The sequence below is a fragment of the Streptomyces alboflavus genome (genome assembly GCF_000716675.1).
GTDB lineage: Bacteria > Actinomycetota > Actinomycetes > Streptomycetales > Streptomycetaceae > Streptomyces > Streptomyces alboflavus.
Map to the genome: position 1 here is coordinate 131,537 of NZ_JNXT01000001.1, position 15,474 is coordinate 147,010.

A 15,474-nucleotide genomic window follows, 5' to 3' on the forward strand; every position below is an offset into this window, starting at 1 on the left:
TCAACCGAGCGCTGTTGCGGCCCCTTTGAACACCAATCCGCACCCGAGCGCGAGGACCACGCACGCGGAGCCCAGCGGCGCCAGGCGCCGGGTGAGCCCGGCGAGCCGCACCCGCCCCTGCCGCCTCCGTGAAAGCCGCCGCCCCGCCACCGCGGCGACCCGCGTCCCGAGCCGCACGACGAGGAACCCGGCCGCCGTCAGCGTCAGCGCGAGCCCCGCGCCGTACGCGAGCACGAGCAGCAGCCCGAACCAGGCCTCGCCGAGCGCGGCGGCGCCGACGAGCACGACGACGGCGGAGGGGCTGGGCACGAGCCCACCGGCGAAGCCGAGGAGGAGGGTGGCGCGGAGGGTGGGGGGTGCGGGCGGGTGTGTGTGCCCGTGCCCGTGGGAGTGGGCGTGCCCATGCGTATGCCCGTGGCCATGAGAGTGACCGTGGCCGTGGGAGTGGCCGTGGGCGTGGGAGTGGCCGTGGGCGTGACGCCGATGGCGCCAGGCGCGGCGGAGCAGGACGGCGCCCGCGCCGGCGACGAGGAGGCCGCTGGCGACGCCGAGCCAGGCGACGACGGAGGGGGCGGCGGCGGAACCGCCCGCGACGAGGAGCCCGAGCGCCACGACGCCCAAGGTGTGGGTGACGGTGACGGAGGCGGCGAGAGGCAGCACGTCGCGGAGGGAGGCGGTGCCGCGGGCGGCGGCGGTGGCGGCCATCAGGGTCTTGCCGTGTCCGGGGGCGAGGGCGTGCAGGGCGCCCAGGAGTAGGGCGGTGCCGAGGGCCGCGGCGGCGAAGGTCCAGGTGAGGTCGTGGCGGGCGACGAGCCGGGTGAGGGCGTCGGTGGCGGCGCGGGGGAGGGCGGACGCGGGCGGTGCGGGGTCGGCGGCGAGTGCGGGGCCGCCGGGGCGGACGCGCAGGGTGGCGGAGGTGGTGTCGGGAGGGCCGGAGGTGAGGCGCTTCGGGTAGCGGGTGAGGGCGCGGGAGGGCGAGGTCGCGGGGACGTCGGTGGCGGTGAGGGTCATGCGGTCGCCGCGGGCGGTGATCTCGCGCCAGCCCGGGGTGGGTTGGCGGGCGGAGCCGTAGCTGAGGGCGAGGTTCCTGCCCTCGGGGAGCGGGGCGGCGAAGCGGCACTCGACGCGGACGGTGGGGAGCCCGGCCTGGCCGGGGCGCACGAGGACGCGGGCGGCGCGGGACCGGACGGGTACGGCGCGCCCGCCGACGGCGAGACGCGTCCCTGCGGCGGCCTTGCGGCACCGCTCGGCAGCCCAACGGCCGCTGCCCGACCGCTTGATGGCGGGTTCGGCCTGGGACCCGGGTATCTCGGCCAGATCCTCGACGTGGTCGACCCGGAGCCGCCCCGGGGCCAGGGTCAGGGCGTCGTGCTGGTTGACGGTGAAGTTGCCGAGGGGGTGGGCGGACGCGGGTGCGGCGGGTAGGAGGAGGACGCCGCAGAGGGCGAGGAGGACGGCGACGAGGGCGCGGCGGGGCCAGGTGGTGGTGTGTGACTGGGGAGGGGTGGGATGTGGCTGGTGTGCCGGAGGTGGTGTGAGCGAATCGCCGGACTTGCCTCGCCTGGCGGGAGTGTCGGGAGTGCCGGGAGTGTCGGGGAGCTGGAGGGCGACGAGGGCGCGGCGCGCCCAGGTCGCAGCGCGGTTCCGGGGCCGGGTCCGGCCTGCCTCGCGCGGCGGACGCGACGCGATGGGCACGCGGAGCCGTCCCTGTGCGGCCCGCCCGGCCACTCCAGCCCGCCCGGCCCGCCCGCACCGCCCCGGACGCGGCCCTCGTGACCCCCGTTCGCCCCCGACCAGCAGGAGCCACCGAACGAGTCCACGCCGACCGGTCGCCCCGTCGACGCCGAGTACATGTCCCGACGCGCGGGGGTCGGCCCCCGGCTCACCGTCCGGTGCGGAGTAACCGGTGGGCGGGTGGGGGACATCCGCCGCGAAGCGGCGGGACAGGACCGCCCCCCACCGGGCGGCACCCGCCCGACCACCGACGCCACCCGCACACAGGACAACCCTCATCGCAACCCCTCCAAAAGCCGCTCAGCATCCCGGGAACCCACAGGCGAGAACCCGGAGTTGAGCCCGAGCGCCCGCTCGAGCCACCGCCGCCCCGCCGCGGGCGACCCGGCGCGCAGCTCGATCACCCCGCGGTGGTAGAAGAAGGACGCCTCACGGAACCCCGTGGCCGTGGCCCGCCGCGCGAACCGCAGCGCCTCACCGTCGCGCCCGACGGCATGCAGCGCCCACCCCAGCGCGTCAGCGGTGTGCACGGTCCGCCGCCGCCCCCACTCGGCCCGCGCCGCGGCCAGCGCGGCCTCCGCGTCCCCGTGGTCCACGGCGGCGAGCGCGGTGTCCAGATCGGGGTTGACCCCGTTCGCACGGGCCAGCCGCGTCCAGGCGTGGATCAGCCGGTACTGCTCCCGGGCCCGCGCCGACTCCCCCCGGGACTCGTACAGTTCACCGAGCGCCACCAGCGTCCCGGGCAGCGGCTGCCGGTCCACGGCGGCGCGCAGATCGGCGACGGCCGCCCCCGTCTCGCCCCGGGCGGCCCGCACCCGCCCCCGCGTCTCCAGGGCGGGAACGTACGACGGATCGGCCCGCAGCGCGACCGCGCACCGCCGCGCTGCCTGCGCGTACTGCCCCTGCCGCCAGGCGAGTTGGGCCAGCGCCGTGGCGACGTACGCGACGTCGCCGGGTGCCCGCGCGGAGGCGAGGGCGCGTTCCAGGACGCGCCGTGCCCCGCCGGTGTCCCCGCGCAGCTCCCGCACGTACGCGTACCGCGTGAAGACCGGGATGCCGGGCCGCCGCGCGTCGGCGTCCCGCGCCGCCGTCAACGCCCGTTCGTACGAGCCGAGTTCGACGAGCGCGTCGATGCGGGTGGCGAGCGCCCGCTCGCTGTAGGGGTTCGCGGCAAGGGCCCGCTCGGCGTACCGCAGCGCGCCGGGGAAGTCGTGCCGCGCGGCGGCGAGCGCGCCGTGCCCGGCGAGGGCCCCGTCGTGGCCGGGGCGGAGCGCGAGCGCGCGGTCGAGTGCGCGCTCGGCCTCGGCGTACCGGGTGGGGTCGGCGTGCGTGCGCGCCTGCTCGACGTACGCGGACCCGAGCGCGGCCCAGGACACGAAGTCCCCGGGCCGTGCCCGCACCCGCTCCCGCAGCGCGGCGACCCCGCGGTCGAGGTCGCCCGCGCGCAGCCCGTCGGGCGGCGCCGCGAACGGGGGCGGCGGGGCGGCCGCCACGGACGGCCGCCCCTCCTCCCGCAGCCCGCCGACGACCACCGCACCCGCGGTCAGCACGACCGCGAGCGCGGCGACGGCCCCGAGCCGCCACCCGGCCCGGCGGGCGCCACCCGCACGGACCGGCCGTCCGGCCGACGTGTCACCGAGCCGCCGCACAGCACTCCCGAGGCCCTCCGCCCGGTCCCCGCCCGGGGTGCCGTCGAGCGGCACCCCGGCGGAATCGGCAGAGCGGCCCGACCCGGCGGACCGCCTGGAATCGGCGGTCCGGTCCGGCCCGGTGGTCCGGTCCGGCTCGGTGGTCCGGTCCGGCCCGGTGGTCCGGCTCGACTCGGCGGTCCAGTCCGTCCCGGCGGCCCCGCCCACCCCGGCGGACAAAGGCACCCCGGCGGACTCGCCCACCCCGGCAGATCGAGCCGCCCTGCCCGACCGAGTCACCCCGGCCGACCGGGCCGTCCCTCCAAGGCGCTTCATGCGGCGGCCGGCCATCTCAACCCCCCGTGGCCCCGGGCCCGCGCCCCTGCGGACCCGCGCCGTCGACCCGTGCGCGCCACCACACGAGGCCGAGGATCAGGAGCAGCAGCCCGGCGCCACCGGCTGCGGCGGAGGCCAGGAGGACGGTGTCGGTGGAGTCGTCCGTGTCGCGGGCGGCGGTGGCCGGTGCGCCGCCGTTCATGGCGTTGCCCGGGGCCCCGGAGCCGTCGTCCGAGCCGGAGCGTGCGCCCTTCTCGGCGAGGGGCCCGCGGGAGCCCGACGTGGGCAGGGCCAGATACGGGAAGGAGCGTCCGAAGGCGCGGTCGTTGGCGTTGACGGCGTCGCCCAAGTCGTTCTTCTGGCCGACGAGTTCGCCCTGGACGACCTGGAGGGAGATGTCCAGGACGTCGTCACCGAGCCGCCGCCCGTTGGGGTAGCCCGCGTTGTCGCCGTCGAGGACGCCGAGGCGCTTCGGTGCGGCGGTGGGCTTGACGGAGGTGTTCAGGCGCAGGGCCTCGGCGGGCCGGACGCCCGGCGGCTGGTTGAGGTCCTTGACGCCGGTCAGGAACACCGACACCAGGTCGTTGCGGGGCTCCTTCGGCGCCTTGATCTTGTAGATCGACTCGATCAGGCGCGGCAGTTCCGGCTTGGTGACGTACGGCAGGAAGTCGGCGTCGTTCCAGGGCGAGGACGCGTTGAACTTGTCCTTGTCCTTCATGGGGACGACGACCTCGTTGACGAGGGGCGCCCCCAGCCGGGAGACCTGCGTCCACTTCCCGGACGCGTTCTTGCGCTGCGTCGTCGACCAGACGCCGACGGTCGGCTGCTTCTCCGACTGGCGGATCGAGGCGGAAGGCACCTGCAGGGCGACGGAGTTGACGTTGTACCCGGCGAGGGTGTCCCGCCCGACCTCCGACAGATCGCCGCCGTACAGCAGGTCGAACACGCGCAGGTCGAGGAAGAACGGATCGTCGGCCTGCCCGGCGAACGCGGTACCGCCGTCGGACAGCTTCCGCACGGCCTGCCCGCGCAGCTTGGCGTAGTCGGGCATGGACGCCTTGCCGACATGGCTCGGCGCGACCGGCAGGTCGTCGGCGACCTTCTTCGTCGAGACGACCTTCTGGTCCTTCAGGCGCAGCAGGTCGATGTCGTACGTCTGCGTCACGTTCAGGTCCGGGTCGTCCAGGGACGTGACGGGGCCGGTGTTGTAGAGGAACGTGTCCCCGTTCTTCGTACGGGTGTCGAAGGTCCAGCGGTACAGCAGGTCGCCCTGCGCGTCGCCGTCGCTGTCGATGTGCACGTCGTACCGGGCGTCCTCGGCGAACGTGTAGAAGTTCGGGCCGCCCGCCGGCTCCGAGAACGGCAGCCAGTTCGCGACGATCGTGGTGGTGTCGGGCTTGTCGGGGCTGACGAACGCGTACACGTCCGTGTTGTCGTAACTCGGCTGCCCCGAGATCAGTGGGGCCTCACGGTGGCTGGAGGCATGGGCCGCCTCCGGTTCGAGCGTGCCGGTCCCGGCGGCTGCGAGCCCCCCGGCGGCCAGCACGCCGCACACGAGCCCGGCGATGCCACGGGTGCTCCGTAGCCTCGCGCGGCTCCTCGCGACTGCTGTCATCGCGTCCGTCCTCACTGTGGTGGTGGGTGGTCGGGCGTCTCTCGTGAGTCGTCCCGACGGCCGCGCGCGTGGGCCGGGCGCGGTCCGTCTGCCTCGCCATTCGGCGCCGCGCCCCGCGCGGATTGGCACCAATCCCGCCCGAGGTCTCGCACCGAACCCCCACCGCGTCCAGAATTGGGCGCCCGGGGAGCGGGGAACGGCCGCGACATGCGCCGAGAGCCCCGGGGAGAGGCCCGAAGAAGAGGGGGGACCCGGGTGGACGCTGACGCACTGCTGCCCCTGGTGGCCCGCGGCGACCAGAAGGCGTTCGAGGAGCTGTACGGACTGGTGTCCGGGCCGGTGTACGGCCTGGTCCGCAGAGTGCTGCGCGACCCCGCCCAGTCGGAGGAGGTGGTCCAGGAAGTGCTCCTCGAACTGTGGCGCACCGCCGCCCGGTACGACCCGGCGCGCGGCACCGCCCTGTCCTGGATCCTCACGCTCGCCCACCGCAGGGCCGTCGACCGGGTACGCAGCGCACGGGCCGCGAGCGACCGCGAGCAGCGCGTCGCCCAGCGCGCCGAGACGCCCGCGTTCGACCAGGTCGCCGAGGAGGTCGAGGGCAGCCTGGAGCGCGAGTGGGTGCGCCGCTGCCTGGAGCGCCTCACCGACCTCCAGCACCAGGCCGTGACGCTCGCCTACTACGACGGCTACACCTACCGCGAGGTGGCCCGCCGCCTGTCCGTTCCCCTCGGCACCGTCAAGACCCGGATGCGGGACGGCCTCCTGCGGCTGCGCGACTGTCTGGGCGCCGCCGCATGAGACCGACGGGCACCGGCCTGTTCGGCCGCATCCGGCTGTACGTGGGCGGCCTGCCGCTCGGCCGCACCGTGCACTCCCTCGCCGTGCCGTACGCCCTCGACGCCCTCGACCCGCAGGAGACCCGCCGCTTCGAGCGCCATCTGGAGGGGTGCTCGCGCTGCACCGACGAGGTGCGGGCGCTCGCGGCCGACACCGTACGCCTGGCGCGCGCCGCATCCGTCCCGGCGCCCCCGGACCTGCGGGACCGCATCCTGACCGCCGTGCGCGCCACCGAGCAGGAGGCTCCGGAGCCCGCGGTGGTGGTGCCGGAGCGCGGTGGCGCCCCGGCGCGCGGCCGCGCCCCCGTCCTTGTGGCGCTCGCCGCGTCCGCCGCCGTCCTCGCCCTCGTCGCCGTCGGCATCCTCGCCCTCGCCCTCGGCCGCGCCGACGACCGGCTCGACGAGGAGCGGGCCGCCGCACGTGAGATCGCCCACGTCCTGGCCGCGCCCGACGCCCGTGCGGCCGACGCCAGGGACGCCCGCGGGCGCGGCCTCGGCGTCGTCGCGTCCCGCGCGCGGGGACAGGCCGTGGTCACGCCGTCCCGGCTCGGCAGGCCGCCCGACGGCCGGTCTCATCAACTGTGGGTGATGCGCGCGGGGGCCGCGCCGCGCTCCCTGGGCCTGCTGGACGGCGAAACGCCGGTCGTCGCGGACGATCTGAAAGGGAGCGCCGGATCACTCGCTGTCACCGTCGAACCCGACGGCGGATCGGTGCGGCCCACTACCGCACCGGTTGTCCAACTCACCCTGAAATCAGTTGGATTCGGAGAGTAATCGTCAACGTCCTTGTGGGGAAGGTGAATCCTGCGACCGGGATACACGAGTGTCATGGCGGGGCGATAGGGTTAACCTGCCCTGGGCCGGGTGCCCTCGTACGGGTGGGGAGTGACATGGAACAGATAACAGTGCGCAGTAGGGCGAGGGTCCCTGCGATCACTTGTGGGAGCGGCGCGAGCAGTTCGCGTCTCGACCGTCACCTCTCGGTGCTGGGCGGCCCCGCCGTCCCGCAGCGTGAGGCGGCCGAGGCGACGCTGCTGATGCGCGAGCTCACCTCGCGTGATGTCGCGCACGACCGCAGCGGTGGCAGGCGCGCACGTGTGCGCCGGGTGTCGCTGTTCGCTCCGCTGCGGCGGTTGCGGCGTTCGCTGTTCGGCAGCCACTAGTTTCTGGCGTGGGCGCCTTGGTCTCGGGCCGTGGCGTCCCGCCGTCCTCCCTCTCTTTGCCTGGGTGCCGCAGATCGGCCTGCGGCCTCGTCCTCAAGCGCCGGACGGGCTTTCTCCCGCCCACCCGCCCGAACTTGCATCGGCTTGCCCGACAGCCCGGCACCTTCAGCCCCGAAACGGCTCACCCCGCAGTGCCTCTCCGGCCCGCCCCGCGCATTGCGGCCCGCCCTGCGGCGCCTTTCCGGCTCGGGGAAGTTTTCAGCCCGTCCGGCGTTTGAGGACGAGGCGCGGAGCGCCGATAGCGGGGGAGGGCTGTCCCACCCGTCACGGGACGTCCGACTGCGGGGTCCGGGGCGGAGCCCCCCGCGCGGCGGAGCCGCACAATGTCACAGCCGGGAAGGGGCGGGACTGGGGCGCCCCGCAGGGCCCCCGCAGCCGTCTCAGTCTGCTTGCAGGTTCAGGTGGGGTAGGTCGCCTCGGGACGCCACGCCCAGTTTGGGGTAGGCGTTGTAGAGGTGGTAGCCGACGGTGCGGGGGGACAGGAAAAGCTGGGCGCCGATGTCGCGGTTGGACAGGCCCGTGGCGGCCAGCCGGACGACCTGACGTTCCTGGGGGGTCAGCCGGGCCGCCGTCAGTTTCTCCGGCCCCCGAGGGGCCCTGCTCTCCCCGGTAGCGCGCAGCTCCGCGCGGGCCCGCCCCGCCCACGGCGCAGCCTCCACCTGCTCGAACACATCGAGCGCAGCCCGCAGGAGCCCCCGGGCCTCGCTCCTGCGCCCGGCCCGCCGCAGCCACTGACCGAAGAGGAGCCGCGTACGGGCCCGCTCGAAGGGACGGCCGTCGTCGGCGTGCAACCGCAGGGCCTCCTCGTACGCCGCATGCACCGCGTCCGCCCCGCCCGCGTCCGTCTCGGCCAGGAGCCCCCGGCAACGGGCCGCGACGGCACGGGCCCACGACGTACCCGTGTGCCCGGCCCACTCGGCGTACCGCGCCGCCAACTGCCGTACGCTGTCCGGTTTTCCGGCGCGGACGGCGGCCTCGACGTGGTCGGGGACGCAGTACAGGGCGACGGTCGTGTGGGACGCCGGGCCCGCCGCCAGGTCCTCGTAGCCCCGCAGCGCCGCCTCGTGGCGGCCGAGGCCCAGGTCGAGCAGGGGCTGGGCGGCGGCGCTCCACACCCGGCCCGGCGGGGCCTGCCGGGGGTCGATGAAGGCCGTGAGTTCCTTGACGCGGGCCTCGTCGCCGCCGAGCGCGGCCAGATAGGCGAGGACGCCGGTCAGCTGCGCGGCGTAGTGGCGCTGCCCGCTGTCCTCGGCGATCCGCACCCCCTCGGCCGCCCCGGCGACCGCGCACCCGTGCCGCCCGAGCAGCACCCGGGCCCGCGCCCGAAGCAGCAGCACCAGCGGCAGCGGCCCGACCGCCCCCTGCTCACGGCACTCCCGCTCCAGCTCGGCCGCCAGCTCGATGCCGCCCTCCAGATCGCCGAGCGGCGCGAACCACGTGGCGATGGACGCCCGCTCGCGCAGGCCGAGCCCGTGCGCCCCGCCGCGCAGCCGCCCGAACAGGTCCCGCAGCGGCGGCAGGGCCCGGCCGGGGTCGCCCGCCGCGAGCCGGGCGATGCCGTCGACGGCGGGCAGGTACGGCGGGGCGCCGGACGGCGGCGCCAGGTCGAGGGCCGCCACACGGTCGGTGATCTCGTCGATGGACGGACGGTGCCCCGCCACCCAGGCCGCCGTCATCGCCTCGTACAGGAGCGTCGCCGCCGTGTCCGGCGCCCGGTCCGCGACCGCCGACGCCGTGTCCAGGAGCACCTGGTGCGCCGCGTCGAACTCCTCGCGCTCCCGGGCCACGCCCGCGCGGACCCGGGCGAGCCGGGCCAGGACGGCCGGGTCGGTGAGGTGCGGAGCGGCGTGCCGGGCGAGGTCGGCCGCGTGCGCGCTCTGGCCCGCGTCCGCCGCGGCGACGGCGGCGAGCGCGAGGCGCCGGGCCCGGTCGGCGCCGTCCGGGGTGAGCCGTGCGGCCCGTTCGTGCGCCGCCGCCTCGGCCGCGTAGCCGCCGCGCGCGCGGGCCTGCCGCGCGGTCTCCTCCAGGGCGGCGGCGACGTACTCGTCCGGCGCGGTCGATGCCGCCGCCAACTGCCAGGCGCGGCGGTCGGCGCCGCCCACGCGCGGCAGGGCGTCCGCGAGCGCCCGGTGCGCGGCGACCCGGGCGGCGAGCGGGGCCGACTGATAGGCGGCCGTACGGATCAGCGGGTGCCCGAACACGAGCCGCCCGCCCTCCAGGCGCATCAGCTGTCGGCGCTCGGCCGGTTCGAGATCGGCGACCCCCGCCCCGAGCGCGCCCGCCGCGGCCGTCGTCGCCTCCAGGTCGCCGGTGCCCTCCGCCGCCGCCACGAGGAGCAGCGTGCGGGTCGCGTCCGGCAGCGCGGTCACACGGTCCACGAACGTCTGCTGGACGCGGGAGCCCTGAGGGAGCGCCACCGCGTGCGCGGGACCGGCGAGCGCCCCGAGGTGCCCCTCCCGCTGGGCCGCGGGGAGTTCCCGCAGCGCCAGCGGATTCCCGTGCGCCTCGCTGAGGATCTCGGCGCGTACGTACGGAGGCAGATCACCCGCGTGCTCGGCGAGGAGGTCGGCGGCGGCCAGGTCGTCGATGCCCGTGACCCGCGACTCCGGCAGGCCGGGGGCCGGGAACCGGGGCGCGTGCCCCTCGCGTACCGCGAACAGCAGCACCACGCCCTCGGCGGCGAGGCGCCGCGCCGCGAACAGCAGCGCCTCGGCGGACGCGTGGTCCAGCCAGTGCGCGTCGTCGACCACGCACAACAGGGGCTGCCCGTCGGCGAGTTCGGCGAGGAGCGTGAGAACGGCGAGGCCGGTCAGGAAGCGGTCGGCCGCGCTCGTGGCGCCGTCGCCGTCCGTCGGCCTGTGCCCCGCTCCCGCCCCCGGTGCCAGCCCCAACGCCGTGCGCAGGGCCGCCGCCTGGGGTGCGGGGAGGGCCGCGATCCGGTCGGTGTCCCGGTGCAGGAGGAGGTGGAGGGCCGCGAAGGGGAGGTCGGTCTCCGTCTCCGTGGCCGTGGTGCGGAGCACCTTGAAGCCCTCGGCCTCGGCCAGGGCCGTCGTCTCCGCGAGGAGGGCCGACTTGCCGATGCCCGCCTCGCCGCGGAGGACCAGGGCAGAGCTGTGGCCCTGCCGGGCCCGGGTCAGGAGGGCTGTCAGCTGGTCCAGTTCGGCGGCGCGACCTTGAAGCATGGTTCAAGTAAGCCGCCGGGGGCGGTGGATATTCCCCGGGGAAGGGGCGGGGAGGGGAGGGAGGGCGGGACCTGGTGGCCGACCGCCCCCTCCGGGCCGCGGCCCCCGCCTCACCCCGCCATCGTCAGGATCACCTTCCCCCGCCCGTGCCCCGACTCCACCTCGCGCTGCGCCGCCGCTGCCTGCGCCAACGGGAACGTGGCGCGGACGTGGACCCGCAGCAGGCCCTTGGCGTACAGGTCGGTGACCTCGGCGAGGCGCTCGGCGGTGCGGGTGCCACGGATCAGGGGGAGGCCCAGGCGCTCGGCCTCCTCGTCGTCGACCATCGACATGACGCGGGAGCGGTCCTTGGCCACGGCGACCGACGCCCGCAGCGCCTGTGCGCCCGCGCCGTCGAGGGCCGCGTCGACGCCGTCGGGGGCGACGGCACGCACCCGCTCCTCCAGGCCGTCGCCGTACTCCACGGGGATCGCGCCGAGATCCCGCAGGTGGGCGTGGTTGCGGGGGCTCGCCGTGCCGATGACGGTGGTGGCGCCCCAGGCCCTGGCGAGCTGCACGGACAGCGTGCCGAGGCCGCCCGCCGCGCCGTTGATGAGGACCGTGTCGCCGGGGCCGACGCCGAGCGCGCTGAGCGCCATGTGCGCGCCCTGCGCGTTGCCGGGGAAGCCGCCGGCGACCGTGAAGTCCATGGCGTCCGGCTTGGCGACGAGTTGGCCGGCGCCGACGACGACGTACTCGGCGTACGCGCCGAGCAGCGAGAACCCGAGGACGCCCTGGCCGGGCACGAAGTCCGTGACGTCCGCGCCCACCGCGTCCACCGTGCCCGCGAACTCGTTGCCCGGGACGATCGGGAACTCCACGCCCGGCGGCCGCATCACCCCCTGCCGGATGCCGATGTCGAACGGCATCACGCCCGCCGCGCGGACCCGCACCCGCACCTGACCGGGCCCCGGTTCGGGCACGTCGAGCTCGACCGGGCGCAGCACGTCGGCGGCGCCGTACTCCCGCAGGGCCATCGCGTTCATCCTCATGACGCCGTCTCCGTCTCCGTCGTGCCGGTGGTCAGGACGACCTTGCCGACCGTCGCGCGGCCGAGCAGTGCCGTGTGGGCTGCGGCCGTGTCCCGCAGCGGGAACGTGGTGACGGCAGGCACCAGGGTGCCGTCCGCCGCCGCGGCGAGCGCCCGCTCCTGGAGTCCGCGCAGCCCGCCGGGCAGGCGGACGATCCGGGGACCCAGCGCGTGCGTGGCCGTCAGGACCTTCTCGTGCAGGTCCTTCGACGTGAACTCCGTCGGCGCGCCGGACGACCAGCCGTAGATCACGAACTGGCCGCCGTGCCCGAGGAGTTCGAAAGCCGTACGGCCCGCCGCGCCGCCCACGCTGTCGAAGGCCACGCCCACCGCACGGCCGCCGAGCCCCACCCGCACCCGGTCCGCCCAGTCCGGCAGCGAGTAGTCGACGGCGACGTCGGCGCCGAGCGCCCGTGCCCGCGCCACCTTGTCGGGGCCGCCCGCCGCGGCCACCACGGTCGCGCCGACGTTCTTCGCCGCCTGCACGAGGAGCGTGCCGATGCCGCCCGCCGCGGCGGTCACGAGGACCACGTCGTCCGGTCCGGGCGCGGCCACGTCCAGGACGCCGAGCGCCATCCGGCCGGTGCCGACCATGGCGATCGCCGCTTCGTACGACAGGGAGTCCGGCAGCGGGAACAGGGACTCCGGCTCGCGGACCGCCAGCTCGGCGTAGCCCGCGTTGACCAGGCCGAGGTGGGTGACCACCCGGCGGCCCAGCCACTCTTCGCCGACGCCCGCGCCGAGCCTGTCGACGACCCCGGCGACCTCGCGGCCCGGCGTGAGCGGCGGCTCCGGCAGCGCGAAGGGCAGCTCGTCGGCCGCGCCGCGCTGCAGGGCGGTGTCGAGGAGGTGGACTCCCGCGGCCCGTACGGAGATCCGGACCTGGCCGGGTCCTGGCTCGGGGTCGGGCACCTCCTCGTAGCGGAGCTGCTCGGGGCCGCCGAAGGCGTGGATGCGGATGGCGTGCATGGGACGTCCTTCCAGGGTGGGAGGTGAGCGGGGCGGCTCGGGCCCGCACCCAGGAAGCTAGACGAGCGGTGCGCGCGGTCGCCTCTGTCGGATGACTGGGGTCGGACGACCTGGGCGACTGGGGTCGGCTCCCGCGGACCGGGGCCGCGGGCCCAGGGCGACCGGGTCCGGTACACCCCAGTCATCCGACAGAGGCGACCGCCCCTGCCTCGTTCCTAGCGTCGGCCGCATGACTCAGCACACTCCCGAATCCACCCGCACCCCGCCGCCCGACGGCACCCCGGCCACGCGCTGGGCGCCCGTCGCCGTGATGGCGCTGGCGATGCTCATGGTCACCCTGGAGATCAGCCTGACGGCGGTGACGCTGCCCGCGATGGGCGACGACCTGGGCGTCGGCTCCTCGTCCGCCCAGTGGGTCCTCCTCGCGTACACGCTGCCCACCGCCGCGCTCGCGATCCCCGCGGGACGCTGGAGCGACCACGTCGACCTGCGCGCCCTGTTCCTGCTCGCCGTGCCCGCGATCGGCCTGACCAGCGTCCTCGCGGCCGCCGCGCCCAACCTGGAGGTGCTGCTCGCGGCCCGCGTCCTGCAGGGCGTGGCGGGCGCCCTCGTCGGGGCGCTCTACCTGCCGGTGGTCGCCGCGAGCGTGCGGCCCCAGCAGCGGGGGCGGGCCATGGGGCTCGTGGCCACGGTCATGCCGATCGGGTCCATGGGCGGCTCGTCCCTCGGCGGGGCCGTCGTCGACGCCTACGGCTGGCGGCCGGTGTTCCTCCTGAAGATCCCCGTGCTGCTCGTCGTGTGGTGGCTGGGGGCGCGCCTGATCCCGCGTACGGACAAGGGCCTCGCGGCGCCCGGCCGTTCGCTGGTCGGCGACGGCGTGCTGCTCGGCGCCGCCGTGACCGCGCTGCTTCTCGCCCTCGGCCGGATCGAGGCGGACGCGCCCGGCACCGCGACCCTGTTCGGCCTCGTGGCCGTCGCCGGCGCCGTGACCTGGGCGCGGCTCGGCACCGCCCGCCCCGTCCTCGACCTGCTGCGCCGCCGCGAGGTGGGCCTGCCCGTCCTCTCGCTCTTCCTCAGCGGCACGTTCGTGGGGCTCTCCTACTTCCTGCTGCCGTACTACGTCGCCGACGTCCTGGACGCCGGGGCGTCCCTGACCGGCCTTGCGATGGTCTTCTTCATCGGCGCGGTCGCGCTGACGGCGCCGCTCGGCGGGGCGCTCGCCGACCGGCTGCCGCCCCGGCTCGTGGGGGCGGTGGGGGCCGGGCTGTGCGGCGCGGGCGTCCTCAGCATGGTGACCCTCGGCCCGGACGCGGGCCTGTGGGACATCGGCTGGCGGCTCGCCCTCGCGGGCGCCGGGCAGGCCCTCTTCGGCACGCCCGTGAACGCCGGGATCCTCGGCGCGACCCCCGCGCACCTCGTCGGGACGGCGGGCGGCGTCGGCAACACGTCCCGCACGCTGGCGTTCGCGGTGGGCCCGGCGGTCGCCGCGCTCGCGTACGGCATCGGGGGCGGCGGCGAGTCCGGCTTCCACGTCGGCGTCGTCGTCCTGGTGGTGCTCCAGGGCCTCAGCCTGGTGGCGCTGCTGCCGGGGGCGGGGCGCGCTTCCCGCGGATGAGGGCGGCCACCCCCTACAGCAGCGCGAACTGCCCCTCGGGCCCCTCCTCATGGTGGTCGAGCACCGAAGCGGGCCGCCGCGCCCACCCGGGCATCGGGAGCACCCCGGCCGCCCGCAGGTCCCCGGCCGTGATCCGGCCCGCGTCGCCGATGTCGAAGGGCTCCTCCGCCGCGAGGAGCGCGAGGACCGTGACCAGTTCGAGGAGCTGGGACGTCCACTCCTGGGGCCAGGCGGCCGGGCGCACGGCCTCCAGGGAGCCCGGTTCCGCCTCGGCCGTGCGCCGGTCGAACCACAGCTCAAGGACCCGCACGCCGCTCACCCGGAAGTCCCAGGCGGCCCCGGGCACGGGCGAGATGACGCCGCTCTCGCCGACCAGGAGGGCTTCCTCGTCCGGGTCGTAGGCGAGGGTCTGGGGCCGCGCGGGCAGCGGAGAGCGGACGTAGGGGCGCTTGCCGCCGGGGAGTTTGGGGCGCTCGCCGCCCGCGCCCCGCAGGTGCAGCCACAGCAGCCGCCGCCCCGCCGCGACGCCCCGCGCCCACACCCGGGCGTCGGAGGTCAGCGGCACCGCGCAGCCCGCCGCCGAGGCCCGGGCCGCGGCCAGCGTCCACGCGAGGACGTCCGGGGCGGTGACCTCGGTCCCGTACACCCGCGTCAGATGGTCCGAAAGGCCCGGCGCGAGGTTGGGTTCGAGGCCGCCGGGGCGCCGGAAGAGGGGGCGGACGCGGCCGGGGCGGCCCGCGGGGGAGCGCCCGTCGGGGAGCACGGCGGACGCGAGAACAGCGGGGCCCGCGCCGTCGGCCACGTACCCCTGCTCGGTGAGGAAGAGCTGCCCGTCGCCGAGGACGCGCCACAGCTCCGGCCGGGCCACGTCGATGAGGCGGTGGTCGGGGATGAGCCACTGCTCGTCGAAGGGGCCGTGCAGGACGCGGACGGGCTCGGGGCACGGGCCGGACGCGCGGGCGAGGCGGACCGTGGCGCCGTCGAAGCCGGGCAGTTGGGCGACGGCCGTGTGCAGGGTCCGGGCCCGGGTGGGCCGCAGCAGCCTCTCGCGGTCGGCGGCCGCGGCGCGGACGAAGGCGTTCCAACGGGCCTTCAGGGACGCGGCGTCCGGGGCCATCGGCCACCCGCGCCCGGGCCTGAGCGGCGCGACGGACCACGGCAGGAGATCCGCGAGCGGCGGCGCTTCGTCGTGCGTCACGCCCGGCATCGTACGACGCCGGGAAAGACGGCCGACACGGGCAGGGGAGCCCCGGCCGCGGCGGGAGGG

11 protein-coding genes are annotated in these 15,474 nt (G+C 76.4%); 4 read left to right on the forward strand and 7 right to left on the reverse strand.

Translation table 11 applies throughout. The features are described from left to right. From OO63_RS00555 to OO63_RS00565, 3 genes are all read right to left on the reverse strand, one after another. Complete coding sequence (locus OO63_RS00555; protein WP_234310956.1) at positions 1-1,695, reverse strand: nickel transporter; 1,695 nt, start codon at positions 1,693-1,695, stop codon at positions 1-3. A gap of 314 nt (positions 1,696-2,009) precedes the next feature. Further along, positions 2,010-3,608, reverse strand: a complete 1,599-nt coding sequence (locus OO63_RS00560) for a tetratricopeptide repeat protein (protein ID WP_234310959.1) — start codon at positions 3,606-3,608, stop codon at positions 2,010-2,012. 106 nt (positions 3,609-3,714) lie between these two features. After that, a complete protein-coding gene (locus OO63_RS00565) occupies positions 3,715-5,313 on the reverse strand; it encodes a DUF4331 domain-containing protein (protein ID WP_051810393.1) in 1,599 nt (532 codons plus the stop codon). A gap of 207 nt (positions 5,314-5,520) precedes the next feature. Between OO63_RS00565 and OO63_RS00570 the strand changes: the two genes are divergently transcribed. The 3 genes from OO63_RS00570 (at position 5,521) to OO63_RS00580 (ending at position 7,312) form a co-directional block, all read left to right on the forward strand. Beyond that, positions 5,521-6,111, forward strand: coding sequence for a sigma-70 family RNA polymerase sigma factor (locus OO63_RS00570; RefSeq protein ID WP_087883448.1), 591 nt, complete (start codon positions 5,521-5,523; stop codon positions 6,109-6,111). Continuing rightward, complete coding sequence (locus tag OO63_RS00575) at positions 6,108-6,923, forward strand: anti-sigma factor (protein ID WP_078618720.1); 816 nt, start codon at positions 6,108-6,110, stop codon at positions 6,921-6,923. The genes OO63_RS00570 and OO63_RS00575 overlap by 4 nt, the downstream gene beginning before the upstream one ends. 116 nt (positions 6,924-7,039) lie before the next feature. Then, complete coding sequence (locus OO63_RS00580) at positions 7,040-7,312, forward strand: hypothetical protein (protein WP_030356142.1); 273 nt, start codon at positions 7,040-7,042, stop codon at positions 7,310-7,312. Between the two features lie 440 nt (positions 7,313-7,752). On the opposite strand, the gene OO63_RS00585 is transcribed toward OO63_RS00580, so the two are convergent. The 3 genes from OO63_RS00585 to OO63_RS00595 all read right to left on the reverse strand — a co-directional run bounded on the left by OO63_RS00585 (position 7,753) and on the right by OO63_RS00595 (position 12,592). Further along, positions 7,753-10,554 carry a helix-turn-helix transcriptional regulator gene (locus tag OO63_RS00585; RefSeq protein WP_030356143.1) on the reverse strand — a complete coding sequence of 934 codons (2,802 nt, stop codon included), beginning with the start codon at positions 10,552-10,554 and terminating at the stop codon, positions 7,753-7,755. Positions 10,555-10,664: 110 nt separating this feature from the next. Then, positions 10,665-11,585 carry an NADP-dependent oxidoreductase gene (locus OO63_RS00590; protein ID WP_234310961.1) on the reverse strand — a complete coding sequence of 307 codons (921 nt, stop codon included), beginning with the start codon at positions 11,583-11,585 and terminating at the stop codon, positions 10,665-10,667. Then, entirely contained in the window at positions 11,582-12,592 is a 1,011-nt protein-coding gene (locus tag OO63_RS00595; RefSeq protein WP_051810394.1) for a zinc-binding dehydrogenase, read from the reverse strand. The genes OO63_RS00590 and OO63_RS00595 overlap by 4 nt, the downstream gene beginning before the upstream one ends. A 229-nt stretch (positions 12,593-12,821) precedes the next feature. On the opposite strand from OO63_RS00595, the gene OO63_RS00600 reads away from it, so the two are divergent. Continuing rightward, the gene (locus OO63_RS00600; protein WP_051810395.1) at positions 12,822-14,207 is read left to right on the forward strand and encodes an MFS transporter; all 1,386 of its coding nucleotides are present in this window, start codon (positions 12,822-12,824) and stop codon (positions 14,205-14,207) included. Positions 14,208-14,220: 13 nt separating this feature from the next. Here OO63_RS00600 and OO63_RS00605 read toward each other — a convergent pair whose 3' ends face one another. Further along, positions 14,221-15,414 carry a type ISP restriction/modification enzyme gene (locus OO63_RS00605; RefSeq protein WP_030356147.1) on the reverse strand — a complete coding sequence of 398 codons (1,194 nt, stop codon included), beginning with the start codon at positions 15,412-15,414 and terminating at the stop codon, positions 14,221-14,223. Positions 15,415-15,474: the final 60 nt, after the last annotated feature.

Bases quoted from the DNA above. Each gene is read 5' to 3' on its own strand.
- OO63_RS00600 (WP_051810395.1), top strand. From the start codon at position 12,822: ATGACTCAGCACACTCCCGAATCCACCCGCACCCCGCCGCCCGACGGC.
- OO63_RS00565 (WP_051810393.1), bottom strand. From the start codon at position 5,313: ATGACAGCAGTCGCGAGGAGCCGCGCGAGGCTACGGAGCACCCGTGGC.
- OO63_RS00595 (WP_051810394.1), bottom strand. From the start codon at position 12,592: ATGCACGCCATCCGCATCCACGCCTTCGGCGGCCCCGAGCAGCTCCGC.
- OO63_RS00605 (WP_030356147.1), bottom strand. From the start codon at position 15,414: ATGCCGGGCGTGACGCACGACGAAGCGCCGCCGCTCGCGGATCTCCTG.
- OO63_RS00585 (WP_030356143.1), bottom strand. From the start codon at position 10,554: ATGCTTCAAGGTCGCGCCGCCGAACTGGACCAGCTGACAGCCCTCCTG.
- OO63_RS00590 (WP_234310961.1), bottom strand. From the start codon at position 11,585: ATGAGGATGAACGCGATGGCCCTGCGGGAGTACGGCGCCGCCGACGTG.
- OO63_RS00570 (WP_087883448.1), top strand. From the start codon at position 5,521: ATGCGCCGAGAGCCCCGGGGAGAGGCCCGAAGAAGAGGGGGGACCCGG.
- OO63_RS00580 (WP_030356142.1), top strand. From the start codon at position 7,040: ATGGAACAGATAACAGTGCGCAGTAGGGCGAGGGTCCCTGCGATCACT.
- OO63_RS00575 (WP_078618720.1), top strand. From the start codon at position 6,108: ATGAGACCGACGGGCACCGGCCTGTTCGGCCGCATCCGGCTGTACGTG.